Source organism: Microbacterium sp. AC145 (assembly GCF_979258505.1).
The window spans coordinates 2050236-2076382 of the sequence record NZ_OZ409859.1 but is presented as its reverse complement, the minus strand read 5'-3'; the positions used below and the strand labels follow the sequence as shown (position 1 = coordinate 2076382).

Genomic DNA, 26147 nt, shown 5'->3' with positions numbered 1-26147 from the left:
TGATGAGGTCATGAAGACCGGGACTCTGCTTGCCGAGCGGCTGCGTTCGCATCGCCTGAGCGCGCCGACGCGCACGGTGGCGCATGCCGCGTCGCACATGCTCGCTGTGCAGAGTCAGGACTTCGTGGCGGGGCGATGGGCACTCGCTTCGCGGACGCGGGGCGAGCCCACCCTCGACGCGGTCGATCGGGCCTTCGACCGGGGGGACCTCGTGCGCGCCTGGACCATGCGCGGAACGCTGCACATCATCCCCGCGCAGGATCTCCGCTGGGTGCTGTCGATCACCGCCGACCGTCAGCGCCGTCAGGCGGCGGGCCGGCGGCGCGACCTCGGTATCGACGTGGCGATGGTCGACGCGGTCGTGGCGTCGGTCGTGCCGCGCCTTCGTGACGGCGGCCTCACCCGAGCAGAGATGTTCGAGGTGTTCGCCGGTATCGGCATCGACCCCGGAGGCCAGCGCGGCATCCACCTGCTGAGCGAACTGACGCTCGACGGCCTGATCTGTCAGGGGCCCGTCGTCGCCCGCGATGGCGTGAGCCGCGAGCAGCGCTTCGTGCTCGTCGAGACGCACATCCGCGAGCACTCGGCACCGGACGATCCGTTGGCCGAGCTCTTCGTGCGATACATCGACGGGCACGGTCCGGCCGGGGTCGCGGACTTCGCCTGGTGGTCCGGGCTCACGCTCGGGCAGTCGCGCGAGGCGCGAGACCGCGCGTCGGGGAGGGTCGTCGAGGTCGAGGACGGCGTCTACGTCGCCACGGTGCGCCCGCGACGCGCGTCGGCGGTGTCGGATGTGTTCGCGCTCGGCGCCTTCGACGAGTACTACATCTCGTACGCCGATCGCTCGGCCGTGTGCGCGGTGGAGCACCTCGCGCTCGTCGGGCCGGGGAAGAACGGCATGGTGCGAGCGACGGTCGTCGCGCAGGGGCGGGTGATCGGATGCTGGACGCATGCGAGCGCGTCGCTCGGCGCTCCCGCAGAGCTCTTCGACACCGTGCCGGGGTCAGAGGCCGCGGGGCAGGCGGCGGTGACGGCGGCTCTCGCGCGATTCGCGCGCTTCGTCGAGGGCTGACCCTCGGAGCCGGATTCTGCCGTGCATGTCACTCGCTCGCGTGCCGCCCGAGGAAGTTGTAGACCTCGTTGTCGTCGACACCGGGGAAGGCGCCACGGGGGAGTGGCGAGAACATGTGCGTGTGCACACGGGCGCTCGGCCAGGCCTTGCCGTTCCATCGATCGGTGAGGTCGGCCGAGGGGCGGCGGCAGCACGCCTCGTCCGGGCATGTCGACACGGCCCGGTCGGCAGTCTCCCGTCCGCGCCACCAGCGGGCATCGTCGAAGGGAACGCCGACGGTGATCGAGAACTCGCCGTCGGTCGACGCTCCCGTCTGGGTCGAGCACCAGAAGGTCCCCGAGGGAGTGTCGGTGTACTGGTGATGCTCCGTCGTGCGGTTCTGCTGGGTGAAGGCGCCTCGGGCCTGGAACTTCCGGCACACGCGCTGCCCCTCGACGGCTCCCGTGACATCCATCGGCAGGGGGAGGTCGTCGTTCTCGTACACCCGGGTGATGGCTCCGTTCGCATCGACACGGAGGAAGTGCAGGGCCATGCCGACATGCTGTGTGAGCAGATTGGTCATGCGCATCGCGGCGGCCTCATGTGTGACACCGAAAGCGTCGCGGAAATCCTCGACCGCGAGGTTGCGGTCTTTCTTGGCCTGGGTGAGGAAGGCGACGGCAGCGGTCTCGGGCATCAGGCAACAGGCCGCGTAGTAGTTGATCTCGAGTCGCTGCTGCAAGAAGTCGGCGTAGTCGGTGGGCGGGGTGTGCCCGAGCAGGCGGTGGGCCATGGCCTGGAGAGCCATCGAGCGCAGACCGTGACCGCCGGGGATGGAAGCCGGCGGAAGGTAGATCCGACCGTTCTCGAGGTCTGTGACCGAGCGCGTCGAGTGCGGCAGGTCGTTCACGTAGATCAGCTCGAAGCCGAGCTTCTCGGCCATGATGCTCACCGTGCGGTGCGTCAGCGCCCCCTGAACGTGCCCCGCCGCGCGGAGCTGCTTCTCGGCGAGCTTCTCGATGTCGCCGAGGTAGTTGTTCTGGGCACGCATGCGCAGGCGCAGTTCGGTGTTCGCACGGCGGGCCTCTTCGGGCGTGGCGATGGCCTCACGCTCGCGACGCTGGAGCTCGCGGTGCAGCCCGAGCACCGACTCGATGGTCTCGTCGCTCACGCCCTTGGTGACCCGAACCGGTGCGATGCCCAGCTGACGGAACACGGGACTCGCCTGTGCGCGCTCGAGCTCGATCTCCAGCGCTGCGCGTCGGTTCGGCGGCTCGTCGGAGATGAGGTCCGTGACCTCGGTCCCCGTCGCCTGCGCGATCGCCTGCAGCAGCGAGAGCTTCGGCTCGCGCTTGCCGTTCTCGATCAGACTCAGCTGCGAGCCGGCGACTCCGACGGCCGCGCCGAGCTCGTCGAGCGTGAACCCCTTCTCGAGGCGGTGGTGCCGAATGCGGTGCCCGAGGGTGGTGAGGTGAATGCCGGTGCTGACCATTCTTTGATGATATCGAAAGAAACCAGATTCTTACGCAGCATATCGCCCGAAAGTATGTCGTGAAGCGGGGAGGATGGATACAACGCCCCCTACTTCGAAGGAGCAGTCATGGCGATCGCAGAAGTCTTCACCCCTCGCACCTCATCCGTCGCACCCGTGCGCACGTTCGGAACAGCTCCGACCTACGACACTCCCGCGATGGCCGAGCTGGTGGCATGGGTGAACGAGATCGCCTCCCTGACTCAGCCGGCCTCGATCCACTGGGTCGACGGCTCGCGTGCCGAGAACGACTGGCTCCTGCGAGGCCTCGTCGACGAGGGCAAGCTCATCAAGCTCAACCCCGAGTGGCGTCCCGGCTCGTACCTCGCCCGCTCGCACCCCAGTGATGTCGCCCGCACCGAGGGTCGCACCTTCATCTCATCCGAGAGCGAAGACGACGCCGGTCCCACGAACAACTGGGCACCGCCGGCCGAGATGCGCGAGAAGATGACCGAGATCTTCGAGGGATCGATGCGCGGTCGCACGATGTTCGTGGTCCCGTTCTCCATGGGCCCCGTCGGCGGCCCGCTCTCGCACATCGGCGTCCAGGTCACCGACAGCGCCTACGCTGTCGCATCCATCGGCATCATGACCCGCGTCGGCGACGCGGTCACCCGGCAGATCGCCGACGGCGCACCGTGGGTCAAGACGGTGCATTCGGTCGGCGCCCCGCTCGCTGCGGGGGAGCCCGATGTCGAGTGGCCCTGCAATGACGACAAGTACATCGTGCACTTCCCCGAGACGCTCGAGGTCTACTCGTTCGGCTCCGGATACGGCGGAAACGCGATCCTCGCCAAGAAGTGCTTCGCGCTGCGCATCGCCTCGGTGATCGCCCGTGACGAGGGCTGGCTGGCCGAGCACATGCTGCTCATCCGCGTGATCGATCCGGCAGGAAACGCATTCCACGTGGCGGCGGCGTTCCCGTCGGCGTGCGGCAAGACGAACCTCGCCATGCTGCGCCCGACCATCCCTGGATGGCGGGTCGAGACGCTCGGTGACGACATCGCGTGGATCCGTCCGGGTGAAGACGGTCGTCTCTGGGCGATCAACCCCGAGGCCGGCTTCTTCGGCGTGGCTCCCGGCACGGGCGAGTCGACCAACGTGACGGCCGTCGAGACCCTGTGGGGCAACACGATCTTCACGAACGTCGCACTGCGCCCCGACGGCGATGTGTGGTGGGAGGGCCTGACCGATCAGGCGCCCGCGCACCTCATCGACTGGGAGGGCAACGACTGGACGCCGGACTCCGACCGTCCGGCCGCGCACCCCAACTCACGCTTCACGGTCTCGGCCGCGCAGTGCCCGCAGATCTCGGAGGACTGGGAAGAGGCGGTGCCGCTCGACGTCATCCTCTTCGGCGGACGCCGCGCGACCAATGTGCCGCTCGTCGTGGAGGCGACGGACTGGACGCACGGTGTGTTCCTCGGATCCAACATCTCGTCCGAGCGCACCGCGGCCGCCGAGGGCACCGTCGGCGAGCTGCGCCGCGATCCGTTCGCCATGCTCCCGTTCTGCGGCTACAACATGGCCGACTACTTCGGTCACTGGTTGAGCGTGGGCCGCGGCCTTCGGTTCGACCGCGCGCCGCGCATCTTCCAGGTCAACTGGTTCCGTCGCGGCTCCGACGGTCGATTCCTGTGGCCCGGATTCGGCGACAACTCGCGTGTCGTCGACTGGATCATCCGGCGCATCTCCGGCGAGGTCTCGACGGTCGACAGTCCGATCGGACGCCTGCCCATCGTCTCGGACCTCAACCTCGATGGCATCGACGTTCCCGAGGCCGATCTCGAGGAACTGTTCACGGTCGACGCCGAGGCGTGGAAGACCGAGGCCGACCTGACCGAGGAGTTCTACGACACCTTCGGTACGAAGGTCCCGGCCGCGCTCCGCGCCGAGCTGGCGTCGCTGCGCTACCGGCTCGAGAAGGCCTGACAGACCGGGCGCCGGTTCGGGGGAGCCGGCGTCCCATTCCCAGATCCCCCATCCCAGGCTCGCGAGGGCGGGACGTCGGAGACGAACCCATGGCTGAGTGGTCTCCGGCATCCCGCCTTCGCGTATTTCTGCGCGTACTGACTGCGCGTACTGCCTTCTCGCGGGGTGATCAGGCGAGCAGCTGATGACGCGCGAGATCGCGGTACAGCGGCGTCGATTCCACGAGCTCGGCATGAGTGCCCTGGCCGACGACCACGCCGTCCTGCAGCACGACGATGAGATCGCTGTCGACGACGGTCGACAGCCGGTGCGCGATCGCGATCAGCGTGCGGTCGGTCGAGACCGCGTCGATCGCTTCGCGCATGCGCTGTTCGTTCACTCCGTCGAGCGAGGAGGTCGACTCGTCCAGCAGCAGGATCGGGGCATCGGTCAGCAGCGCGCGAGCGATCGCGAGCCGCTGGCGCTCGCCACCCGAGAGCATGACGCCGTCTTCGCCGACCGGTGCCGCGAGTCCCAGCGGATTCCGTTCGAGCACGTCGCCCAGGTTCACCGCCCGAAGCACCTGCTCGCACTGGTCATCCGACGCATCCGGCGAGGCGAGGCGAAGGTTGTCGGCGAGGGTGCCCGCAAGCGTCGGAGCATCCTGTTCGACGTACCCGAACTGTGCTCGGAGCTCGTCGCGGGGGAAGGTCCGCGAGTCGTGTCCGTTCACCCGGATCGATCCGCCGGTCGGGTCGTAGAACCGCTCGATGAGCGAGAGGATCGTGCTCTTGCCCGCGCCGCTCGGGCCGACGAGCGCGACTCGGGAACCCCGCGGCACCGAGAACGACACCCCGCGCAGCACCTCTGCGGCCTGTGCAGCGTCGAGGTCCTGTGCGGCCGGAGCAGCATCCTCTGCTGATTCGAGATGCGCATCGGCGAGCAGAGTCCGTGCCTCCTTCGCCGCAGCCGCGCGGGCCGCCACGACGTTCGCGGGGTAGTGGAAGCGCACGTCGCGGAACTCGATGGCGGGTGCGTTCGGAGAAGGGGCCTCGTGAGGCAGCGACGCCGCGATCGCCTCATCGCCCTCCGACTCCGTGGGCAGATCGAGAACTTCCTGGATGCGGCCGAGCGCGCCGAGTGCCTGGTTCACCGAGGTGATGGCACCGAACGTCGTCGCCAGGGGCATCACGAGAAGGAACAGGAACATGATGAACGCGATCAGAGATGCGATCGTGATCGCGCCGGCGGCCACGCGGAAACCGCCGACGCCGAGCACCACGAGAAGCGACAGCTGCAGAGCGATGCCCGAGACGGGCACCACCGCGGACGAGATCTTGGCGATGCGCACGCCGATGCCGTAGGCGTCGGATGCGAGCGCCGACACCGCGGTGGTCTCGCGCTCGGTGGCGCCCGACGCGCGAATGGTGCGGATCGATCCGACCGCGCGCTCCACGCCGGATGCCAGCTCGCCCACCTTCTCCTGCTGCGCGGTGGATGCGCTGCGGATGCGGCCGCTCAGCAGCACGACCACTGCGACCGAGACTCCGATCACCACGACGATCAGAAGCAGCAGCACGGGGTCGATCAGCAGCATCGCGATGAGTGCGCCGAGGAAGAGCACGGCGCTGCCGACGGCATCCGCGAGTCCCTGGGTGAGTACCGCGTAGAGCAGGGTCGTGTCGGTGCCCACACGCGAGACCAGGTCGCCGGTGCGGCGAGCATCGAACTCCGAGGTGGGCAGGTGCAGGATGCGTGCGATCAGCTTGCGTCTGCTCGAGTACACGACCGCGGTGCCGGTGCGCTGCAGCAGGTAGTGCTGGAAGCCGGAGATGATCGATGACACGACCACGAAGCCGACCAGCAGCCACACGAGGATCCCGATGCCGGTGTCGCTCTGCACCGCCTCGATGACCTGCCCCACGAGAAGCGGCTGCACGAGCGAGGTCGCAGCGCCGACGACGCTGAGCACTGCGACGACGATCAACGTGCGCTTGTGCTCGAAGAGGAAGGGGAGGAGCTGGCGGAACGTGGCGCGCGGACCATCCTGCTGCGCGCCGCGTCCGCGTCGGCGTGACATCGCCGTGCTGGACATGGAACCTCGCTCTGTTGGGGTACTTCGACCGTACTTCGTGTGCGGTCGGATTCTGTGGATGCGCTGTGCGCGGCTCAGTGCCTGCCGAAGCGCCGATGAAAGTCGACTCGTGTTCACGATGAAGGGCGGCACCTCCGAACGAGGTGCCGCCCTTCATCGTGCGAGCCGAGCGGGTCAGAGTTCGACGGCCGCGGCGACTCCGAGGTCGGATTCGTAGTCGTTGTCCTTCGTCTCTTTGGAGAGCAGGAGTGCGATGAAGGTCAGCACACCCATCGACGACAGGTACAGACCCACGAGCCAGGGGGCGCCGTCACCGAGTTCCCAGAGCCACAGGGCGATCAGCGGGGCCACAGCTGCGCCGAGGATCGAGGAGACGTTGTACGAGATCGCGGAGCCGGTGTAGCGCACGTTCGTCGGGAAGAGCTCCGGAAGCAGCGCTCCCATCGGGCCGAACGTCGCCCCCATGAGCATGAAGCCGAACACGAGGAACGCCTGCGCGAGCGCGCCGGTGAACTTCGGATCCATGGCGGGGAGCAGGAAGGCGTTGAAGGTGAGGCCGAACACGATGATGAGCCCGGTGACCCACAGCAGCAGCTTGCGACGGCCGATCGAATCGGCGATCGGCCCGGAGAGCAGGGTGAAGATTCCGAAGAACACGACACCCACGATCTGCATCAGCACGAAGTCGGTGTAGCCGAAGCCGAGACCCGGATAGAACTGTGCGGCGAAGGCCGACGCGTCGAAGTCCTTGCCCGTCGCCTCGGCAGCGGCCTGCGCCGCGGCGGACGCCGTCTCGAGCGTTGCCGGCTTCGTGCCGTACGCCAGCGTGAAGTTCGTCATCAGGTAGAAGAGCACGTAGGTCGCCAGCATGATGAACGTGCCGAGGATCAGCTGCTTCCAGTGGTGGCGGAACACGGTCGCGAGGGGCAGCTTGCGGATCGCACCCTTCTTCTCCGCCTTCTTGAAGGTGTCGGACTCGACGAGCTTGAGCCGCACCCACAGGCCGATGATGACCATCACGGCCGAGAACAGGAACGGGATGCGCCAGCCCCACGACAGGAACGCCTCGGACTTGAGCGCCGGGTTCTCGGCGTGCGGCAGCAACCAATTGATGCCGAGGAACAGGAAGTTGGCGATGATGAACCCCAGCGGTGCACCCAGCTGCGGGAACGTGCCGTACCAGGCGCGCTTGCCCTTGGGTGCGTTCTCTGTCGCGACGAGCGCGGCGCCCGACCATTCGCCGCCGAGGGCGAAGCCCTGAGCCAGGCGCAGGATCAGCAGCAGGAGTGCCGCCCACCAGCCGATCTGCTGGAAAGTGGGCAGGAGCCCGATGATGAAGGTCGCGATGCCCATCGTGAGCAGCGAGGCGACGAGCGTCGCCTTGCGCCCGAACTTGTCGCCGAAGTGCCCGAAGACGACCGCGCCGATCGGGCGAGCGACCATCGCCGCTCCGAACACGGCGAACGACGACAGCAGCGAGGTGGTGTCATTGCCGGTGGGGAAGAACAGCACCGGGAAGACGAGAACGGCCGCGGTCGCGTACGCGTAGAAGTCGTAGAACTCGATCGTGGTGCCGACGAGGCTCGCCGTGATGACGCGCGAGCGCGGATTCGCGGGCGCTGTGGTCGTACTCATGCTGCTCCTTAGTTCCGAGTGCCCGGTATACCAAGGCACCGAGAGATCTTACGCCTTCCTGAACGTTTGCTGGGTGCGTATGACGGCTGGTCGGTCCGCGTGCGTAGAGTCGGACGCGCATGCCGATGCCCAGGAGACGGGGAAGACAGTGACGACGAGACTGCTGCTGATCGCCGACACCCACGTGCCCGCGCGCGCGAAGCGCCTGCCGGATGCCGTGCTGCGGGCGGTCGAGGACGCCGATGTCGTCGTGCACGCGGGCGACTGGATCGATGTCGCGACGCTGGATCTGCTCGAGTCACGTGCGCGGGTGCTCGTGGGCGTCTACGGCAACAACGACGGCCAGCCGCTGCGCGAGCGACTGCCCGAGATCGCTCGCTTCACGGTCGAGGAGGTCGAGGTGGCGGTGGTGCACGAGACCGGACCGAAGCAGCGACGGGAGGAGCGGATGGATGCCGCGTTCGCCGGCGTGGATCTCCTCGTGTTCGGGCACTCGCACATCCCGTGGGACACCGTCGCGCCGTCGGGGATGCGTCTTCTGAACCCCGGGTCGCCGACCGATCGGCGCCGTCAGCCGGTGTGCACGATGATGTCGGTCACGATCGACGGCCGACACGTCGATGCCGCGCTGGTGCCTCTCACATGAGCACCGCGCCTCGCACGAGCGACGACGTCGAGGTCCCCTCGGTCTACCGCGCCCCGATGCGCTCGCGCGACGATGACGTCGGTGACGGACCTGCCGTCGAACGGGCGCTGGCGCTCGGGGTGTGCGGAGTGGGCGGCAGGCTCGACGACGCACCGGACTCGATCGCCGATGCGCTCGCCGATGTGGACACAGTCTTCGGGGAGCGGATGGCGCGCCGACTCGATCGGTTCGCGTCGGTCGCCGAGGGCGTGTTCGTGTGGACGCGCGACGTCGATGGGCTCCTGTGGCTGGGGCGGATCACCGGACCGTGGCGCTACGACGCGTCAGCGGAGGCGCGAGATGTCGACCTCGTGCACGTGCGCGCGTGCGACTGGCTCGATCGTCCGGTCGACGCTGCCGCGGTGCCGCCCGGAGTGCACGAGGCATTCGCGCGCGGAGGCCGCAACTGGCAGAGCATCACCCGGGCCGACGCCGCTCGCCTCACTGCAGCAGTCTGGGAGTCCCGCAGCGACCGGTAGCGAGGCCGTTCACTCCGTCTGACGCAGGTCGCGGAGGATCTCGCCGTATCGGGTGAGGAAGGCGCGTTCGTCGAGTCGCTTGCGGCGGAGCCACGATGTGACCTCGTCGTTGCGCTTGCTCGCATTGCAGGACCCGCACGCAGGAACCACGTTCTCGACGGTATAGCGGCCACCTCGGGATATCGGCATCACGCAATCGCGCTGCATGGCGATGTCGCCGGCGCCGCAGTACGCGCATCCGCCCCAGGCCGCCCGCAGCGAGGCCCATTGCTCGCTGGTGAGATCGTTGTCCGCCCGCGCCACGCGGCCCTGACGTCGCTTCGCGTAGCGGGCACGCGCAGCGGGCGTGGGAGTGGAGAACCTTCGACGCGGCACAGACACACGGTACTGGGCGGAGGCCCGTCGCTGAGCGCTATTCCTCTGTGTCGCCGAGGTCGAGTGCCGAGACGAACTCGGCCGTCGATGCGAGCAGGTGCTCGAGTTCGAGGACGACGAGCCTGTTCGCACCGGCGACGGTCGCGGGCGCCGGCACGAACAGCGTGCGGGTCGGACCGTTTCGCCAGTAGCGGCCCAGGAAGAAGCCGTTGACGAACGCGTAGCCCTTGCTCCAGGCGGCGGTGTCGAGGAACAGATCGGCGGGGGAGTCGAGGTCGAAGTCCGCGACCCACGCCGACGGTCCGGTCGTCGCTGCGACGGACGACTCCGTGGCTCGGGCCCCGATCTCCGCAGCGAGCGCGGCGACGTCGAGCGGTGTCGAGTGCCAGCCCGTCAGCGGCAGGCCGTCGAGCTCGGGCGTGCCGACGAGGCCCTTCTGCTCACCGAGCCGATGGTCGTAGTTCACTCGACCCTGCTCTTCGACGAGGATGCTGAGCGTGCTTCCGGCGGGGATCCGCAGAGAGCGGTCGTGGCGGGTGCGCGAGAGCGTGCCGACGGGCTGGCCGTCGACGTTCACCCAGGCGAGGTCGCGCACCTCGTCGAGCACGAGTTCGCCGCCCTGGCCCTCGGGGAGGGAGACGTCGTAACGGACGAGAGCGCTCAGGTGCTCCAGCTCGTCGAATGTGACCGGTGCCGGCGAGACGGGGGTCGCCGCCGCGGCATCCGTCCACGCTCCCGCCGCGTTCAGCGGCGCGGAGAAGACCGGCGCCGGTGCGGCTGGACTCGGAAGCTCGTCGGGCACGGGCGCGTACTTGGCGATCACATCGCGGAACGCGTGGAACTTCGCGGTCGGGTTGCCGGCCTCGTCGAGCGGCGCGTCGTAGTCGTACGACGTGACGATGGGCAGATAGCGACCCTTGTGGTTCGCCCCGTTCGTGAGCCCGAAGTTCGTGCCGCCGTGGAACATGTAGATGTTCACCGAGGCGCCGGCGGCCAGCAGCTCGTCGAGATCGGCGGCGGCAGCGGCGACGTCGGTCGTGTGATGCACGCCGCCCCACCAGTCGAACCATCCGTCCCAGAACTCCGAGCACATGAGCGGGCCGGTGGGCTGGTGCGCACGAAGCGTGGCGAGGCGCTCGGCGCTGCGCGAGCCGAACGATCCGGTCTTGTGCAGCGTCGGCAGGCTGCCGTCGGCGAGCATCTGATCGGTCGGCTGGTCGACGGTCGTGAGCGGCACCGTGATGCCGCATTCACGGGTGAGCGCGACGAGTGCCTCGAGATAAGCCTTGTCGGATCCGTAGGCGCCGTACTCGTTCTCGATCTGGACGAGCACGACGCGGCCTCCGCGGTCGATCTGGCGCGGCGCGACGATGTCGTACACCCGGCGCAGGTACGTGCTGATGTCCTCGAGGAACGCGGGGTCGGACGAGCGGAGGGGGCGGTCGCCGGCCGTGAGCCAGTTCGGCAGCCCGCCATTGTGCCATTCCGCGCAGATGTAGGGGCCGGGGCGGACGATCGCGTCCATGCCCTCCGCCTGGATCAGGTCGAGGAAGCGACCGAGGTCGTTGGCACCGGTCGTGTCCCACTCGCCGTGGCGCGGTTCGTGCGCGTTCCAGGCGACGTAGGTCTCGATCGTGTTGAGTCCCATCAGACGGGCTTTGCGGATGCGGTCCTGCCACTGATCCGGGTGCACGCGGAAGTAGTGGATGGCTCCGGAGATCACTCGGTGCGGCTGGCCGCCGCGGAGGAAGTCGGACTCGCCGATGGAGAAGGAGGTCACGATGAAGTGCTTTCGATCAGGGAGGTCGCGTCAGCCCTCGAAGGAGCGAGGGCTGACGCGACCAGACGTGCGATTACTTGTTGACGGCGAAGCCCTGCTCGTTGCCGTACTGCTCGAGCGCGTCCTGCCAGGACACGAGGCCCTCGTTCAGGTCGGTGCCGTTCTGGTAGGACTGGCCCACGGTGTCGCCGAAGATGCTGTTCGCGTACACCTGGTAGGGCAGGTATCCCCAGCCCTCGACGACCTCGTCCGCGGATGCGGCGAGGACCTCGTTGATCTTCTGACCGCCGAAGTACTCGGGGGCGTCAGCGAGGAACTCCTCGCTCGACAGCTCGGCCGTGGTCGACGGGAATCCGCCCGACTCGAGGAAGATCGAGATGCTCTCCTCGGAGTTGTTCAGCCACCACAGGAAGCCGGCCGCGAGCGCCGGGTTCTTGCTCTGCTTGGTCACTGCCTGGCCGCCGCCGCCGTTCTCTGCGGTCGCCGGGGTGCCGTCGTAGGTCGGCATCGGGGCGACGCGCCAGTCGCCGGCTCCGTCGGGTGCGCCGGAGATCAGGTTTCCGGGCATCCAGGCGCCGATCACGAGGGTCGCGAGGCTGCCGTCGCCGAGCGCGCGGAACCACTCATCGCTCCAGCTGTTGTACGGAGCGAGCAGGTCCTCCTCGACGAGGCGGTTCCAGTTCTCGGTCCACTTCTTGGAGCCGTCGTCCTGCAGGTCGATCGTGACGTCGGTGCCCGAGGTCTCGAACGGCTTGCCGCCCGCCTGCCAGATCATCGACGTCGCGAAGCCCGCGTCACCGGTGTCGTTGGTGATGTACGCGTCGGGGTTGGCGGCCTTGATGGCCTTCGCAGCCTCGTAGTACTCGTCCCAGGTGGTGGGAACGGCGACGCCTGCGGCGTCGAAGACGGCCTTGTTGTAGAAGAGCGCCATGGGCCCGGAGTCCTGCGGCAGGCCGTAGATCGCGTCGCCGTCGGTCACCGAGTTCCACGTCGAGGCGGTGTAGTCGTCTTCGAAGTCCGCGAAACCGTACTGCGAGAGGTCGACGAAGGCGTCGGTGAGGGAGAACTGCGGGAGCGCGTAGTACTCGATCTGCACGACGTCGGGACCCCCCGAGCCCGCCTTGATGGCGTTCTGCAGCTTGGTGTACTCCTCGTTGTTGGTACCCGCGTTGACCACGTTCACCGTGACGTTCGGGTACTCCTTCTCGAACGCCTCGACCTGAGCCTCGGCAGACGGGGTCCACGACCAGTACGTGATCTCGCCGCCGGCCTCGAGCGCTGCTTCGACCGAGTCGAACGATCCGTCACCGGCGGCGCCGCCGGTGCCCGAGTCGCCCGTGCTGCAGCCGGCCAGCGCGAGCGCTGCCACGGTTCCGGCGGCGAGCACCGAGAGGGTGCGCCGCGCGGCGGGAGAGGGAAGGTGCTTCATTGCTGTGTCCTTTCGGGGGTGCGGTCCAGCATCGGACCGACGCTTTCGATGCAGGGGTGCAGGGAGCTACTGCTTGACGCTTCCTGCGGTGAGTCCTGACTGCCAGAAACGCTGCAGCAGCAGGAAGGCGATGACGATCGGGATGATCGTCAGGAGCGAACCCATGATCACGAGGTTGTAGATCGGCTGGGAGCCTGCACCGATCGCCTGCGAGCTCCACTGGTTGAGACCGACGGTGAGCGGGTACCAGGCCGGGTCGGACAGCATGATCAAGGGCAGGAAGTAGTTGTTCCAGGTCGCGACGACCGTGAACAACGCCACGGTGACGATTCCGGGGGCGAGCAGTCGCATCGAGATCGTGAAGAAGGTGCGGAACTCTCCGGCGCCGTCGATGCGGGCGGCCTCGAGCAGCTCGGTCGGAACGGACTCGGAGGCGAAGACCCAGATCAGATAGAGGCCGAACGGGCTGATGAGCGACGGGATGATCACGGCCCACGGCGTGTTGGTGAGGCCGAGCTCGCTGAAGAGCAGGAAGGTCGGCACGGCGAGGGCGGTGCCCGGGACGGCGACGGCTCCGAGCACGACCGCGAACACGGCGCGGCGGCCGGGGAAGCGGTACTTCGCGAGTCCGTAGCCGGCCATCGTGGCGAGCAGCGTGGCGCCGCCGGCGCCCACCACGACGTAGAGCAGGGTGTTGCCGAGCCAGCGCAGGAAGATGCCGTCCTGGTATGCGAAGGTCGCGGCGAGGTTGTCGAAGAAGGCGAAGTCGTCGGAGAACCACAGACCGAACGAGCTGAACAGGCCTGCCTGCGTCTTGGTGGAGCTGAACAGCAGCCACACGAGAGGCACGAGCGTGTAGAGCGCGTACGCGACCATCACGATCAGCAGGATCTTCGACTTGCGCGGATTCATCAGATCGTGGCGCTTCTGCGAGGGGCGGGCGAGGGGGAGTGCCATGTCAGCGCACCTCCGACTTCGAGCCGCGCAGTTGCACGACGTAGGCGATCACCGCGGTGATGACGCCCATGATGATGGCGATCGTCGCGGCGTAGTTGAACTGCTGCCCGGCGAACGACAGGTTGTACGCGTACATGTTGGGCGTGAAGAACGTGGTGATCACGTTCGGGGCGAGCGGACGCAGGATGTTCGGCTCGTTGAACAGCTGGAAGCTGCCGATGATCGAGAAGATCGTCGCGATCACGAGGGCACCGCGGACATTGGGGATCTTGATCGAGAAGATCGTGCGCCACGCTCCCGCGCCGTCGAGCGAGGCCGCCTCGTACATGTCCGTCGGAATCGTCTTGAGGGACGAATAGAAGATCAGCATGTTGTAGCCGACGAACTGCCACGTCACGATGTTGCCGATCGACACCAGGATCCATTCCCGGGCGAACGGCGTGAAGACATCGCTGCCGAGGAAGTCGTTCAGGTTGCTCGTGAGGCCGAACTGGTCGCCGTAGATGTAGCCCCACATGAGCACGGCGACGACAGCCGGCACCGCATACGGCAGGAAGATCAGGATGCGGAAGAAGGATGCTCCGCGCAGGCGAGCGCTGTCGAGGGCGAGAGCTGCTGCCAGCGCCAGGACGAGCATGATCGGCACCTGCACGACGAGGAACAGCACGACGCGGCCGAACGCCTCCCAGAACTGGGGGTCGGTGAGCGCGCGCACATAGTTGTCGAGCCCCACGAACGCGGTGCCGCCGATCAGCTTCTCCTGGAAGAAGCTGAGGTACAGCGCATAGGCGAGAGGTGTCAGGAACACCAGCGCGAAGACGACCATGAACGGGCCCACGAAGGCCCAGCCCTTCCAGTCGCGCTTCTCGCGCCGGCGGATGCCGTTGCCCGCAAGTACTGCGGAGTCTTGAGTCGTCATTGACGAGAACCTTCTTAGAGATCGAGCGCTCACCGCGCCGTGTGTCAACGTCAACATATGCGATGCGCTGGTAGTGTGTCAACGTCAACATATGAATGGATGGTTGATCGTGACCTCGGAGCAGTCGGCAGAGCCGCCGCAGCGGCGGAGAGACCCCTCTATGGAGGACGTCGCGCGTGAAGCCGGTGTCTCGGGGCAGACGGTGTCGCGAGTCGTCAACGCCCGTGGCTATGTCGGGGCAGCGACGCGCGAACGGGTCGAAAGCGCCATGCAACTGCTCGGCTACCGGCCGAACAGTGCCGCTCGAGCACTGCGATCGGGCCGGTTCCGCGCCATCGGCGTGATCATGTTCTCGTTCAGCTCCTACGGAAACCAGCGCACGCTCGACGCGATCGCCGTACGCGCGTCGCAGATGGGATACGCGCTCACGCTGATCCCCGTCGAGTCGAGCGCGCGCGACACCGTCGCCGGAGCCTTCCGCCGCCTCGAGGAGCACGCGGTCGACGGCATCATCATCGTGATCGAGGCCCATCAGCTCGATGAGGCCGAGGTCGAGATCCCCGACGGACTGCCCGTCGTGCTGGTCGACTCGAACCGCGGCGACGCGCACCCCTTCGTCGACACGGATCAGGCGCAGGGCGCGCGGCTGGCTACCGAGCACCTGCTCGATCTCGGACACTCGACAGTCTGGCACGTCGCCGGACCTGCGAAGTCCTACTCCGCCGAGCGTCGACGTGAGTCCTGGCGTCGGACGCTCGAGACACGCGGCGTCCCGGTCCCCGAGCCGTTGCAGGGGGACTGGACGGCAGAATCCGGCTACCGTGCAGGGCTTCGCCTCCGTGACGACGAGAGCGTCACCGCAGTGTTCGCGGCGAACGACCAGATGGCGATCGGTGTGGTCCGCGCCTTCCGCGAGGCGGGACGTGACATCCCGACAGACGTCAGCGTGGTCGGTTTCGACGGTCTGCCGGATGCCGCGCAGCTCTGGCCGCCGCTGACCACCGTGCAGCAGCATCCCGAGCGAGTCGGTGCGCTGGCCGTCGATGCCCTGCTCGCCGAGGTCGAGGGCGAACCGCGCATGCAGACTCCACTGGTCGGCACCGAACTCGTGGTGCGCGAGAGCACGGCAGCTCCGCGGCGCTGACTCCCGTCGCGCGCTCAGAGCAGGGGTGTCGCGCTCCCGTCGGCATCCGCGCGTCGGCGCACCATGTTCTGTGCGGGGATGCCTCGGGAGAACAGCATCGACAGCAGGCTGATCACGATCAGTCCGACGAACGCCACGCGCAGCGAGGAGAGCTGCGATGCGCGGTAGATCTCTGCGAGCTCGTTCGCTTCGTTGTCGGTGAGGCCCGCCTCTGCACCCAGCCCGACCACGTCGGCGGCGGGAACCACAGTGACTCCGCGGTCGGTCGCCGCGCTCACGGTGGCGCGGACCTCGGCGGGCAGTTCGCTCGTGGCGACACCCGACGCGAAAGACGTCGAGAGCGCTCCGATCAGGATCGATCCGATCAGGGCGGTGCCGAGCGATGACCCGAGATTCTGGAAGACCCCCTGCAGCCCTCCGGCCTCACTCGTGTCCTTCTCCGACACGCTCGACATGTTCACGTTGCCGAGCTGCGAGGCCAGGAGTCCCAGCGCGCTGCCGGCCAGGAACATGCCGATGCCGAAGAGCACCCCGCGAAGGTCATCCGTCACGGAGGCGAGTAGAAGCACCGCGCTGACGACGAGGATCGACTGGCCGGTGCGCACGATGCGTCGTGGCGACCACTGCTTCGACAGGGCCGTGCCGACGATCGAGAAGAGGATCAACGACACGGAGAGCGGGAAGATCTTGATCCCGGTCTCGAGAGCATCGAGTCCGAGGGTCATCTGCAGGTACACCGGCACCATGAAGAACAGCCCGGCGGTCACGGCGTACTGGGCGCCCAGCACCGCGAGACCGCTGCGCAGAGTGGTGATCGCGAACAGGTCGGGTTGCATTAGCGGCGACCGCCCGTCACGCAGCAGCCGGCGCTGCCATGCGACGAACAACGCGATCAGGATGCCGCCGAGCGCGATGCACCACGTCGTCATCGAGACTCCGAGCGGTGCGAGGGGAACACCCGCGATCTCGGGGATGTACAGGGGGATCACCCACCCCCACGTCTTGCTCTGCAGCATCCCGAACACGATCAGCACCAGCCCTGCCGCCGACAGCAGGACGCTGCCGATGTCGATGCGGATCAGCTGCCGCGGAGTCGAGTCGGTGATGATCCGAGCGAAGAACACGACGACGAGCATGATGACCACCTCGGCGACGAAGACGAACCGCCAGCTGGAGTAGGTCGTCACGGCGCCGCCGATCAACGGGCCCGCCGCGACGGCAGCGCCCGAGACGGCGCCGATGACGGCGAACGCGGTGACGCGCTCGCGTCCGCGGTAGTTGTCTGCGACGAGGGCGGCGATCGCAGGGATGACCAGAACGGCCCCGAGCCCCTCGATGATCGACCAGCCGAGGAACAGGAAACCCATGGACGGGCTCAGCGCGGTGATCAGCGATCCCGCGGCGTAGACGCACGAGCCGATCACGAAGGCGCGACGTCGCCCCCACACATCGCCGAGCTTCGCGCCGAAGAGCATGAAGGCGGCCATCGTGAGCGTGTAGAACGTGATGGCGGCCTGCATCGACGCCACCGACGAGTTCAGATCGGCCACGACCGTCGAGATCGACACATTCATCACCGTGCCGTCGAGCACCATCACGAACTGCGCGGCGCCGAGGACCATCACCACGTTCCACTTCTTCATGACGACTCCCTGCCGGTCGGGCCGGCCACGATCGGCAGGCTCCGGGACCCCCGCATGATGCGCGCGACTGCGGTGATGAGGAAGAGCTGCCCGGTGATGGCCTCGGCCACGGCGATTCCCTGGACCTCGGGGGAGACGGGCACGATGTTGCCGTAGCCGGTGGTCGTCAGCGTCGTGAACGAGAAGAAGAGCTGAGTCGACAGTGAGTCGACGGTGTCCGCTCCGAAGATCGGTACGACGCTCAGCAGCGCGACCAGGTTGTAGACGAGCGTGAAGAACATCCCGACCAGCACGTACGCCGCCGTCGCGGCGAGGAGCGCTTCGAGGTCGAGTCCGCGACGCTGCACCTGATGCCGGATGATCGCGCTCGGGGCGATGAGGAACGCGAGCGTCGATACGGCCGCCAGCGCCACATCGAGGATCTCGCCTTGCCCGCCCACCACGGCGGCAGCGATCGTGGCGATGCCTGCGATCGAGAGGGCCACCCACGCGATGTGCTGCACGCGCGCGTGTGCCTCGGTCACTCGGAGCACGACGGCGACCGTGACCAATTGGAGGACGAAAGCAGACGGGCTCGGATTGATCGTGTTCTGCATGGCACACAGCGCATACGTGGCGACCAGCAGCGCGAGAATGAGCCAGTAGCCGCTGCGCCATCTGGAGCCTCGGCCCGCCGCCGGTCGCAGACTCACGCGAGCATCGGCGGGTGGGTCTTCGCCGACCATGGTCAGTCCTGACCTTGTCCGTGAGGGACGGGGAGGCGGCCCGACGCGATCGCAGCGGTGAGGGCTGCGAAGTCCCGTTCATTCTGCTCGGCGTATGCGAAGGCGAAGACCGCGATCGCCTCATCGAAAGCGGTGCTGCGACCGACGTACCCGGCTATTTCGACGCGGTCGCCGGAGCGAGCATGCGCACGGGCGAGTGTCTCCCCGCAGATGCGCGCGTACAGGGTGGCGCCTCGGACGCTCATCGTGTCGGGATCGCTCCCGCCCTTCCCATCCTGCAGCTGACGCAGATAGAAGTCGCGGCGCTGCCCGTCGACTCCGACGATCGACTGCCATCCGAGGAAGATGTCGCTCGACGCCTGCATCAGACGCTGCCCCCGGACCACACGCTCCCCATGAGTGGCGAATTCGCTCGCGCCGAGGAAGCGCTCGAGAACCGAGGCCTGAGCCTCCTTCGCCTGGAGGAGGAGCGGGTCGTCGTCGTCTCGACCGCTGAGCAGAAGGACCCACGCACGTGTTCCCACGCTTCCGACGCCGACGACTTTGCGAGCCATGTGGCGGTAGCGATACTCCGCGATCGGGTGACGGCCGCCGATCAGCGTGGTCCGATACGTCGTCAGTAGCTGTCGCATGACCTCCACGTCGTCGGCTGCGGAGTTCGCATCCCGGAGGATGTCTTCCACAGGGACGATCAACGGCGGTGCGGCGATGATCCGCAGATCGCCGTCCACCACCCGCACCAGCTTGCGGAAGGCCTTGCGGTGGCCGCGCCTGCGCGCACTCTCGATCACAGCATCCAGGCGACTGACCTCCTCGTCTCCCGCCCGGTCGTCATGGCGTTCTTGACGCACCCATCGCTGCGCTCGCTCCGCATCGAGCCGGTCGTACCACGCATCGAGCACCGTCGACTTCGCTGCCGTCCTGATCCCCGTGCGATAACCGCGCGCAGCGGCCAGCACGCAGGCGCGTCCCTCACCATCGGAGAACCCCCGCTGTCGACAGGCCACGGCGAAGCTCGCCGCGAGCCGTTTGACGTCCCATTCGAACGGCCCGGGCAGCGTCTCGTCGAAGTCGTTGATGTCGAAGGTGAGGTTCCGCTCCGGGGTGCTGTAGAGGCCGAAGTTCGACAGGTGCGCGTCTCCGCAGAGCTGCGCGTAGATCCCTGTGTGCGGGGATGAGGAGAGGTCCGACGCCATGAGCAGCGCAGCGCCCCGATAGAACGAGAGGGGCGATGCAGCCATCCGGGCGTATCGCACGGGCGTGAGCTCGCGTACCCGCGACCGTCCCTGTTCCTCCAGGAGCGCGATCGGATCTGTCCTGCCCGCTGGCGGTGACCAGACGCCGAGCTGCGATCGGGGAATCCGCATGCGCGCCGCCCTGCCCACGTCGCGCCGTTCCTCGAACGGTCTCGCCTGCGTCGATCGACGCGTCGTGTCCATGCGAATTCTCCGTTCTCAGATCTCGGCGACCGACGGGAGGCGATCGACGGATGTGAGGATCACGCCGAGAGGCGCGATCGTCGTCCGGTCGAATCGACTGTGCCGTCGACCCCGGTCGACGGCTTGAGCAGGCCGGGGAGTCACGGTCATAGGCGATTCGGACGTCAGTATCACAGGGGCGGGGCGGGACATCCAGAGGGGGATCATCCGCATCGGGTGACCTCGGCTCGGTCGCGATCCCGGGCGTCGCTAGGGTGACGGCATGACCGAGCTGACCATCGGGTCCTTGACCGCCGACCCGGCCACGCCCGTGCACCTGGACGCACGACGTTTCAACCGCCACACCTTCTGGTGCGGGCAGAGCGGAAGCGGCAAGACCTACGCGCTCGGCGTGGTCCTCGAGCAACTGCTGCTGCACACGGAGCTGCCGATGCTGGTCCTCGATCCGAACGCGGACTTCGTGCGCCTCGCGGAGACCCGACAGGGAGCACCGGCCGAACACGCGGCGCGGATCTCGGAGAGCGACATCCGGGTGTTCCGATCCGGCCGGCAAGAGGGTGAGCGCCTGTACGCCAGGTACCTCGAACTGTCGCCGGCCGCCAAGGCCGCCGTGCTGCAGATCGACCCCATCCAGGATGCGGAGGAGTACAACGTCCTGCTGCACTGGTCGGTGCAGGCCACCGAGTTCGACACCGACAGGATGCTGCAGGAGTTCCGCGCCTCGGGTGTGCCGGCCCGGGTTCGGCTCGCCAACCGCATGGAGAACCTCCAGGTCCTGGAATGGGAACTGTGGTCTCGGGGCGCTCACTCCGTCGTCGACGTGATCGACGGGCGTCCGAGGGCGACGGTCCTCGATCTCGGAGGCTTCGACCATCCCGCTGAGCCGAAAGTGGCTGCCCTGGCCGTGCTCGAGGCGCTGTGGGCGCGGCGGGAGAGTCGCCGTCCGCTCCTCATCGTGATCGACGAGGCGCACAACCTCTGCTCACCCGAGCCGCGCACAGCCGTCGAGCGGGCGCTCACCGAACAGCTCGTGCAGATCGCGGCCGAGGGGCGCAAGTTCGGTCTCTGGCTGTTCCTCTCGACCCAGCGGCCGACCAAGATCCACCCGAATGTGCTCTCGCAGTGCGACAACCTCGGTCTGATGCGCGTCAACGCACCGCGCGACATCGCCGAACTTGCCGAGGTGTTCGGATTCGTCGGCGAGGACGACATCCGCCGAGCACAGAGCTTCACGCAGGGTCAGGCGCTCTTCGCCGGAGGCTTCATCGCCCAGCCGACTTTCGTGCAGATGGGGGCGCGGCTCACCGAAGAGGCGGGCGGAGACGTCGTGGTTCCTCTGCGCGACTGACGCGGCGAGCGGCGGGAGTCGTCAGCGCCAGATCGCGGCGATGCCGGCGTTGAGAGCGGTCAGGATGCCGACCAGCCAGAACATCGCCGCCGGGACGGATCCGGCCTTGCGTTGCTTCGAGGTGCCGATGCCGAGCAGCGCGCCGATCACGAGCAGGACGACGAGCTTCGTGCCGATCTTCGCGTAGTTCATCTCGACACCCTCGGGGAGTCCCCACGGGGCGGCGAGCGCGAGACCGGCCACAGCGGCGATCGTCATGCCGATGCTCATCAGGCGCGTGAACTCGCGCTTGCCACCGAATGCCTGCACCGCCCAGGCGCCGAAGAGCACGGCGAAGCCGATGAGATGGACGAACAGAACGACGTGGCGCAGAGTCTCCATGCCCTCACGGTAGGAGAACAGGGTGTCCCGTCGCCAGCAAGGGCGCCCTGACCTCAGCCGCGCAGGTCGCGTACGACGAGGGCGGTGCGCAGCGCGGCATCCGCAGCCTCCGCACCCTTGTCCTCCTTCGACCCCTCGAGCCCGGCACGGTCGAGACCCTGCTTCTCGTCGTCGAGGGTGAGCACACCGAATCCGACCGGCTTGCCGGCATCGAGCGAGACGCGGGTGAGGCCGTTGGTGGTCGCCGCCGAGACGTACTCGAAATGCGGCGTGCCGCCGCGGATGATCACGCCGAGGGCCACCACGGCATCCGCGCCGCCGGCGAAGGCCGCCTGCGCTGCGAGGGCCAGCTCGAACGAGCCAGGCACGCGCACGAGCCGGTGGGCGGCGTCGGCATCATCGAGCACACGCTGCGCACCGGCGATCAGCCCGTCGGTGATGACGTCGTGCCACGTGCCTGCGACGATGACGACATCGAGTCCGCGTCCGTCGATCTTCTCCGTCTTGGGTGCTCCTGCGCCGCTCATGAGTGATCCTTCTTTCCGTCGGCGAGAGCCTCTGCGAGCTCCGCCTCACCGATGATGTGACCCATCCGGTCACGCTTGGTCTCGAGGTACTGGTGGTTGTTGGGGCCGACCCCGACGATCAGCGGCACCTGCTCGACGACGTCGAGGCCGAGGGTGCGCAGCTGGTTCACCTTGTCGGTGTTGTTCGTCAGCAGGCGGACCTTCGATACGCCCAGGTCGGCGAGGATGCCGGCGGCCGCCGCGTAGTCGCGGGCGTCAGCGGGCAGGCCCAGAGCGAGGTTGGCGTCGACGGTGTCGAGCCCTTCCTCCTGCAGGCTGTAGGCACGCAGCTTGTTGATCAGCCCGATGCCCCGGCCCTCGTGCCCGCGCATGTAGATGACGATGCCGCCGTCCTGCTCGATCGCGTCGAGAGCCGCGTCCAGCTGCGGACCGCACTCGCACTTGAGCGAGCCGAATGCCTCGCCGGTCAGGCATTCGGAGTGCACGCGCACGAGCGCGGTGTCGCCCGGTTCGCCCGACACGACCGCGATGTGGTCGGTCCCTGTGACCCGGTCCTTGTAGGCCAGGAAGCGGAACGTGCCGTGCGTGGTGGGCACGGTCGCGTCGGCGCGGAGACTGACACGACGACTCGCGCGTTCGGGAGACCACCCGGTGGGGTCGACCTCGTTGAGGTGCGCGATGAGCTGCTCGATCGTGATGACCGGCACGCCGTCGCGAGCGCCCAGTTCGATGAGCCCGGGCAGGCGCATCATGCTGCCGTCCTCGGCGACGACCTCGGCGATCGCGCCCACCGGGCGAAGCCCCGCGAGCTTCATCAGGTCGACCGCGGCCTCGGTGTGACCGCTGCGCTCGCGCACGCCGCCGTCGACGGCGCGCAGCGGCAGCACATGTCCGGGGCGGATGATGCTCGTCGCCGTCGACTCGGGGTTCGCGAGGACGTTCAGCGTGTGCGCGCGGTCGTGCGCGCTGATCCCCGTGGTCACGCCTTCGGCCGCGTCGACGCTCACCGTGTAGGCCGTCGAGCGTGCATCCTCGGACGCGGCGACCATCGGCTGCAGGTTCAGGTTGTCGGCGAGGTCGGCGGGCATCGGGGCGCAGATGAACCCGGATGACCAGCGGACCGTCCAGGCGACCCATTCGGGCGTGGCAAGCTCGGCCGACATGATGACGTCGCCCTCGTTCTCGCGGTTCTCGTCATCCGCGACGAGCACCGGGCGCCCGGCGCGCAGGGCCTCGAGTGCCTCGGGAATGGTGGAAAGGCTCATCGTGAGCCTCCTTCCGGTTCTGCCCTGAACGCCAGGAGGCGCTCGACATGACGGGCGAGGATGTCTGTCTCCAGGTTCACGCGGTCGCCGACCGTGCGCGATCCGAGGGTGGTGGCGACGAGCGTCTCGGGAATCAGCGAGATCTCGAACCAGTGGCTCGCCGCATCCGCCGCGCTCACGGCGCTGACGGTGAGAGACGTGCCGTCGACCGAGATGGAGCCCTTGTCGACCACGAGCGGTGCCAGATCGTCGGGCAGCGAGACCCGCAGCACGCTCCACTGCTCCCCGGGGCGCACCTCGACGATGCTGCCGACGCCGTCGACATGACCCTGCACGATGTGGCCACCGAGGCGTGCCCCGACCGGCATCGCCTTCTCGATGTTCACTCGAGTGCCGACGGCTGCTCCACCGAGCGCCGCCACGTCGAGTGTCTGCTTCATGACATCGGCGTCGAAGGTGTCGGCGGATGAGCCGACGACGGTCAGGCACACCCCCGAGACCGCGATCGACTCGCCGTGCACCGCGTCGGCGGCCGCCTTCGGGGCGCGTACGGTCAGCCGCCACCCGTCTCCGGCGGGAGAGATCGCGGTGATCTCTCCGATCTCCTCGATGATTCCGGTGAACATCAGGCGACTCCTTCTTCCTGGTGGAGCGTGGCGGGGGTGCTCGTGGGGTGGGCGATCGCCAGCAGGTCTGCTCCGAGGGGCAGCCACTCGTCGACCGTCAGACGGCGGGCGGCATCGATCGACGCCACGCCGATGTCGGTCAGGGCGAGGCGGCCGCCGCCGAGCAGCACGGGTGCGATGTACGCGAGCACCTGGTCGGCGAGTCCCTCGGCGATGAACGCGCTGGCGAGCGTGGGACCGCCCTCGACGAAGACGCTCTGGATGCCACGCGCATGCAGATCCGTGAGCACGGCGTGCAGGTCGTGGGTGTCGAAGAAGAGCGGTGTCTTCGGATGGCGGCGGATCGCGGCGCCGTGGGGCGTCGCGCGGGAGCCGATCACGACGGGGACCGGCTGGTCGGCGAACAGCGCGTCGCCGTCTCGAGCGGTCAGCGCGGGATCGTCTGCGATCACGGTTCCGGTACCGACGACGATCGCGTCTGATGCGGCGCGCCGTCGGTGCACATCGGCTCGTGCATCCGGGCCGGTGATCCACTGGCTGGTTCCGTCGGCCGCTGCCGCGCGGCCGTCGATCGACTGCGCCCACTTCACGGTCACGAGTGGGCGGCCCAGACGCTGTGCGGTGAGCCATCCGTCGATGACGCGCTGCGCGACATCGGCCTGCTCGCCGGCCTCGACGCTGACTCCCGCCGTGCGCAGCCGCTCGGCACCTCCTCCGGACACCGCGCCCGGATCGTCGAGAGCGTAGACGACACGGTCGATGCCGGCCTCGATGAGCGCGATGGCGCACGGGCCGGTGCGCCCGGTGTGGTTGCAGGGCTCGAGCGTGACGACCGCGGTCGCTCCACGGGCCGCGCCCGGGGCGAGCTTCGAGAGTGCGTCGACCTCGGCGTGCGGAGTGCCGGCTCCCTGGTGCCAGCCCTCAGCGAGCACCGCGCCGTCAGGGGAGAGGATGACGGCACCGACCTGCGGGTTCACGCCTCGTGGGCCGAGCGTCGCGAGCTCGAGCGCACGGCTCATCGCCCGGCGTTCCGTCTCGTTCACTGCCATCCGTGGTCCTCTCTGAGGCTCCGGGGATTCTCCGCGAAGGAGACGCAGGCAGAACGCGCGCGCGGCGGCGCACCGTGCTGCCTCCCTTCCGGACTAGCGAGGCTGCGCCTCGCACCACCGTCGGTCCCGGAATTCCACCGGATCGGCATCTCGGAGAATCGAGACGCTCGCGGACTGTCACCGCCGGTTCGGATTCTCACCGACCCCGGAGCACGTTGATGCTCTGAGTGTACTCAACGCGCCCGAAGACATTTCATTCCGCGTCGAAGTGCTACTTGAGCAGTCTCGACAGGCGCCGATCGGCGAGGGGCTTTCCGCCGGTCTGACACGTCGGGCAGTACTCGAGAGAGCGGTCGGCGAAGAAGACGCTGCGCACGGTGTCGCCGCACACAGGGCACTTCTCGCCCCGGCGGGCGTGCACCTGCATGCCGCGCCGCTTCGCATCCTTGAGGTCGGCGGGCGGCTTGCCGGATGCCTCGTTCACGGCCTCGGCCAGCGTGGCCTTCATCGCATCGAACAGGTGATCGACCTCTTCGTCTCCGAGCTTGTCGGCGATAGCGTACGGCGACATCCGCGCCGCGTGCAGGATCTCGTCCGAATACGCGTTCCCTATTCCGGCGATCACGCTCTGGTCGCGCAGCAGTCCCTTGATCTGAGTGCGGCGCCCCTGGAGCAGCCCCCCGAAGACGTCGCGGGTGAAGGTCGACTCCAGTGGATCGGGGCCGAGCCGGGCGATCCCCGGAACATCGTGCGGGTCGCGCACGACGTAGACGGCGAGCGACTTCTTGGTGCCGGCTTCCGTGAGGTCGAACCCGCTCTCGTCATCGAGTCCGACGCGCAGCGCGATCGGCGACTTGCCCGGCTTGATCAGCGTCGTCGGCAGGGTCTCGTACCAGCGCAGCCAGCCGGCTTTGGCGAGATGGAACACGAGGTGCAGATCGTCGCCGCAGGACAGCACGATGAACTTGCCGCGGCGAGACGCGCCGGTGATCTCCGCCCCGTGCAACGCGGTCTCGGGTGGATCGTACGTCTTGAGCGCAGCGATCGCCCCGACGCTCGTGCGCACGATCGTTCGTCCGACCGCACGCTCAGTGAGGAAGGTCGTGAGTCCTTGGACTTCCGGCATCTCCGGCATGCGCTCATCCTGCCACCG

The 26147-nt window shown here is 67.8% G+C and carries 23 protein-coding genes and 1 riboswitch; of the genes, 6 read left to right on the top strand and 17 right to left on the bottom strand.

Going from position 1 to position 26147, the window contains the following annotated elements:
* Positions 1-10 precede the first annotated feature (10 nt).
* The gene (locus ACZZZN_RS10145; protein WP_463505025.1) at positions 11-1072 is read left to right on the top strand and encodes a winged helix DNA-binding domain-containing protein; all 1062 of its coding nucleotides are present in this window, start codon (positions 11-13) and stop codon (positions 1070-1072) included.
* 28 nt (positions 1073-1100) lie between these two features.
* On the opposite strand, the gene ACZZZN_RS10140 is transcribed toward ACZZZN_RS10145, so the two are convergent.
* Positions 1101-2543, bottom strand: a complete 1443-nt coding sequence (locus ACZZZN_RS10140; RefSeq protein WP_463505024.1) for a helix-turn-helix domain-containing protein — start codon at positions 2541-2543, stop codon at positions 1101-1103.
* A 108-nt stretch (positions 2544-2651) separates the two neighbouring features.
* On the opposite strand from ACZZZN_RS10140, the gene ACZZZN_RS10135 reads away from it, so the two are divergent.
* Positions 2652-4514 (top strand): phosphoenolpyruvate carboxykinase (GTP), encoded by a 1863-nt coding sequence (locus ACZZZN_RS10135; RefSeq protein ID WP_463505023.1) that lies wholly within the window; start codon positions 2652-2654, stop codon positions 4512-4514.
* A gap of 169 nt (positions 4515-4683) precedes the next feature.
* Here ACZZZN_RS10135 and ACZZZN_RS10130 read toward each other — a convergent pair whose 3' ends face one another.
* The gene (locus ACZZZN_RS10130; RefSeq protein ID WP_463505022.1) at positions 4684-6588 is read right to left on the bottom strand and encodes an ABC transporter ATP-binding protein; all 1905 of its coding nucleotides are present in this window, start codon (positions 6586-6588) and stop codon (positions 4684-4686) included.
* Positions 6589-6762: 174 nt separating this feature from the next.
* Positions 6763-8223 carry an MFS transporter gene (locus ACZZZN_RS10125; RefSeq protein WP_463505021.1) on the bottom strand — a complete coding sequence of 487 codons (1461 nt, stop codon included), beginning with the start codon at positions 8221-8223 and terminating at the stop codon, positions 6763-6765.
* A gap of 148 nt (positions 8224-8371) precedes the next feature.
* On the opposite strand from ACZZZN_RS10125, the gene ACZZZN_RS10120 reads away from it, so the two are divergent.
* Positions 8372-8869, top strand: coding sequence for a metallophosphoesterase family protein (locus ACZZZN_RS10120; RefSeq protein WP_463505020.1), 498 nt, complete (start codon positions 8372-8374; stop codon positions 8867-8869).
* Complete coding sequence (locus tag ACZZZN_RS10115) at positions 8866-9387, top strand: GAF domain-containing protein (protein WP_463505019.1); 522 nt, start codon at positions 8866-8868, stop codon at positions 9385-9387. Before ACZZZN_RS10120 ends, ACZZZN_RS10115 begins: the two co-directional genes overlap by 4 nt.
* Positions 9388-9396: 9 nt before the next feature.
* On the opposite strand, the gene ACZZZN_RS10110 is transcribed toward ACZZZN_RS10115, so the two are convergent.
* From ACZZZN_RS10110 to ACZZZN_RS10090, 5 genes are all read right to left on the bottom strand, one after another.
* Positions 9397-9762 (bottom strand): HNH endonuclease, encoded by a 366-nt coding sequence (locus tag ACZZZN_RS10110; RefSeq protein ID WP_463505018.1) that lies wholly within the window; start codon positions 9760-9762, stop codon positions 9397-9399.
* Positions 9763-9799: 37 nt separating this feature from the next.
* Entirely contained in the window at positions 9800-11542 is a 1743-nt protein-coding gene (locus ACZZZN_RS10105; protein ID WP_463505017.1) for a glycoside hydrolase family 35 protein, read from the bottom strand.
* 73 nt (positions 11543-11615) lie between these two features.
* Positions 11616-12971: an ABC transporter substrate-binding protein gene (locus tag ACZZZN_RS10100; protein ID WP_463505016.1), complete on the bottom strand. Its 1356-nt coding sequence runs from the start codon at positions 12969-12971 to the stop codon at positions 11616-11618.
* A 66-nt stretch (positions 12972-13037) separates the two neighbouring features.
* Complete coding sequence (locus tag ACZZZN_RS10095; RefSeq protein ID WP_463506584.1) at positions 13038-13883, bottom strand: carbohydrate ABC transporter permease; 846 nt, start codon at positions 13881-13883, stop codon at positions 13038-13040.
* A gap of 46 nt (positions 13884-13929) precedes the next feature.
* A complete protein-coding gene (locus ACZZZN_RS10090) occupies positions 13930-14847 on the bottom strand; it encodes a carbohydrate ABC transporter permease (protein ID WP_463505015.1) in 918 nt (305 codons plus the stop codon).
* A 160-nt stretch (positions 14848-15007) separates the two neighbouring features.
* Between ACZZZN_RS10090 and ACZZZN_RS10085 the strand changes: the two genes are divergently transcribed.
* Positions 15008-15991 carry a LacI family DNA-binding transcriptional regulator gene (locus tag ACZZZN_RS10085; RefSeq protein ID WP_463506583.1) on the top strand — a complete coding sequence of 328 codons (984 nt, stop codon included), beginning with the start codon at positions 15008-15010 and terminating at the stop codon, positions 15989-15991.
* A gap of 14 nt (positions 15992-16005) precedes the next feature.
* On the opposite strand, the gene ACZZZN_RS10080 is transcribed toward ACZZZN_RS10085, so the two are convergent.
* From ACZZZN_RS10080 to ACZZZN_RS10070, 3 genes are read right to left on the bottom strand one after another with little or no spacing between them, the layout of a single operon-like run.
* On the bottom strand, positions 16006-17634 hold the full coding sequence (locus ACZZZN_RS10080; protein ID WP_463505014.1) for an MFS transporter: 1629 nt from the start codon (positions 17632-17634) through the stop codon (positions 16006-16008).
* Complete coding sequence (locus ACZZZN_RS10075) at positions 17631-18359, bottom strand: ion channel (RefSeq protein WP_463505013.1); 729 nt, start codon at positions 18357-18359, stop codon at positions 17631-17633. Before ACZZZN_RS10075 ends, ACZZZN_RS10080 begins: the two co-directional genes overlap by 4 nt.
* Before the next feature lie 2 nt (positions 18360-18361).
* Positions 18362-19726 carry a DUF2252 domain-containing protein gene (locus ACZZZN_RS10070; RefSeq protein ID WP_463506582.1) on the bottom strand — a complete coding sequence of 455 codons (1365 nt, stop codon included), beginning with the start codon at positions 19724-19726 and terminating at the stop codon, positions 18362-18364.
* Positions 19727-20060: 334 nt separating this feature from the next.
* On the opposite strand from ACZZZN_RS10070, the gene ACZZZN_RS10065 reads away from it, so the two are divergent.
* The gene (locus tag ACZZZN_RS10065) at positions 20061-21146 is read left to right on the top strand and encodes an ATP-binding protein (RefSeq protein ID WP_463505012.1); all 1086 of its coding nucleotides are present in this window, start codon (positions 20061-20063) and stop codon (positions 21144-21146) included.
* Between the two features lie 21 nt (positions 21147-21167).
* Here ACZZZN_RS10065 and ACZZZN_RS10060 read toward each other — a convergent pair whose 3' ends face one another.
* The 6 genes from ACZZZN_RS10060 to ACZZZN_RS10035 form a co-directional block, all read right to left on the bottom strand.
* Positions 21168-21527, bottom strand: coding sequence for a Fe-S protein (locus ACZZZN_RS10060; protein WP_463505011.1), 360 nt, complete (start codon positions 21525-21527; stop codon positions 21168-21170).
* Between the two features lie 53 nt (positions 21528-21580).
* Entirely contained in the window at positions 21581-22054 is a 474-nt protein-coding gene (gene ribH / locus ACZZZN_RS10055) for a 6,7-dimethyl-8-ribityllumazine synthase (RefSeq protein WP_463505010.1), read from the bottom strand.
* Positions 22051-23319 carry a GTP cyclohydrolase II gene (gene ribA, locus ACZZZN_RS10050; RefSeq protein WP_463505009.1) on the bottom strand — a complete coding sequence of 423 codons (1269 nt, stop codon included), beginning with the start codon at positions 23317-23319 and terminating at the stop codon, positions 22051-22053. Before ribA ends, ribH begins: the two co-directional genes overlap by 4 nt.
* Positions 23316-23945 (bottom strand): riboflavin synthase, encoded by a 630-nt coding sequence (locus ACZZZN_RS10045; protein WP_463505008.1) that lies wholly within the window; start codon positions 23943-23945, stop codon positions 23316-23318. The genes ribA and ACZZZN_RS10045 overlap by 4 nt, the downstream gene beginning before the upstream one ends.
* Complete coding sequence (ribD, locus tag ACZZZN_RS10040; protein WP_463505007.1) at positions 23945-24994, bottom strand: bifunctional diaminohydroxyphosphoribosylaminopyrimidine deaminase/5-amino-6-(5-phosphoribosylamino)uracil reductase RibD; 1050 nt, start codon at positions 24992-24994, stop codon at positions 23945-23947. Before ribD ends, ACZZZN_RS10045 begins: the two co-directional genes overlap by 1 nt.
* Positions 24995-25065: 71 nt before the next feature.
* A riboswitch (FMN riboswitch) is annotated at positions 25066-25211 on the bottom strand.
* Between the two features lie 54 nt (positions 25212-25265).
* On the bottom strand, positions 25266-26129 hold the full coding sequence (locus tag ACZZZN_RS10035) for an Fpg/Nei family DNA glycosylase (protein WP_463505006.1): 864 nt from the start codon (positions 26127-26129) through the stop codon (positions 25266-25268).
* Positions 26130-26147: the final 18 nt, after the last annotated feature.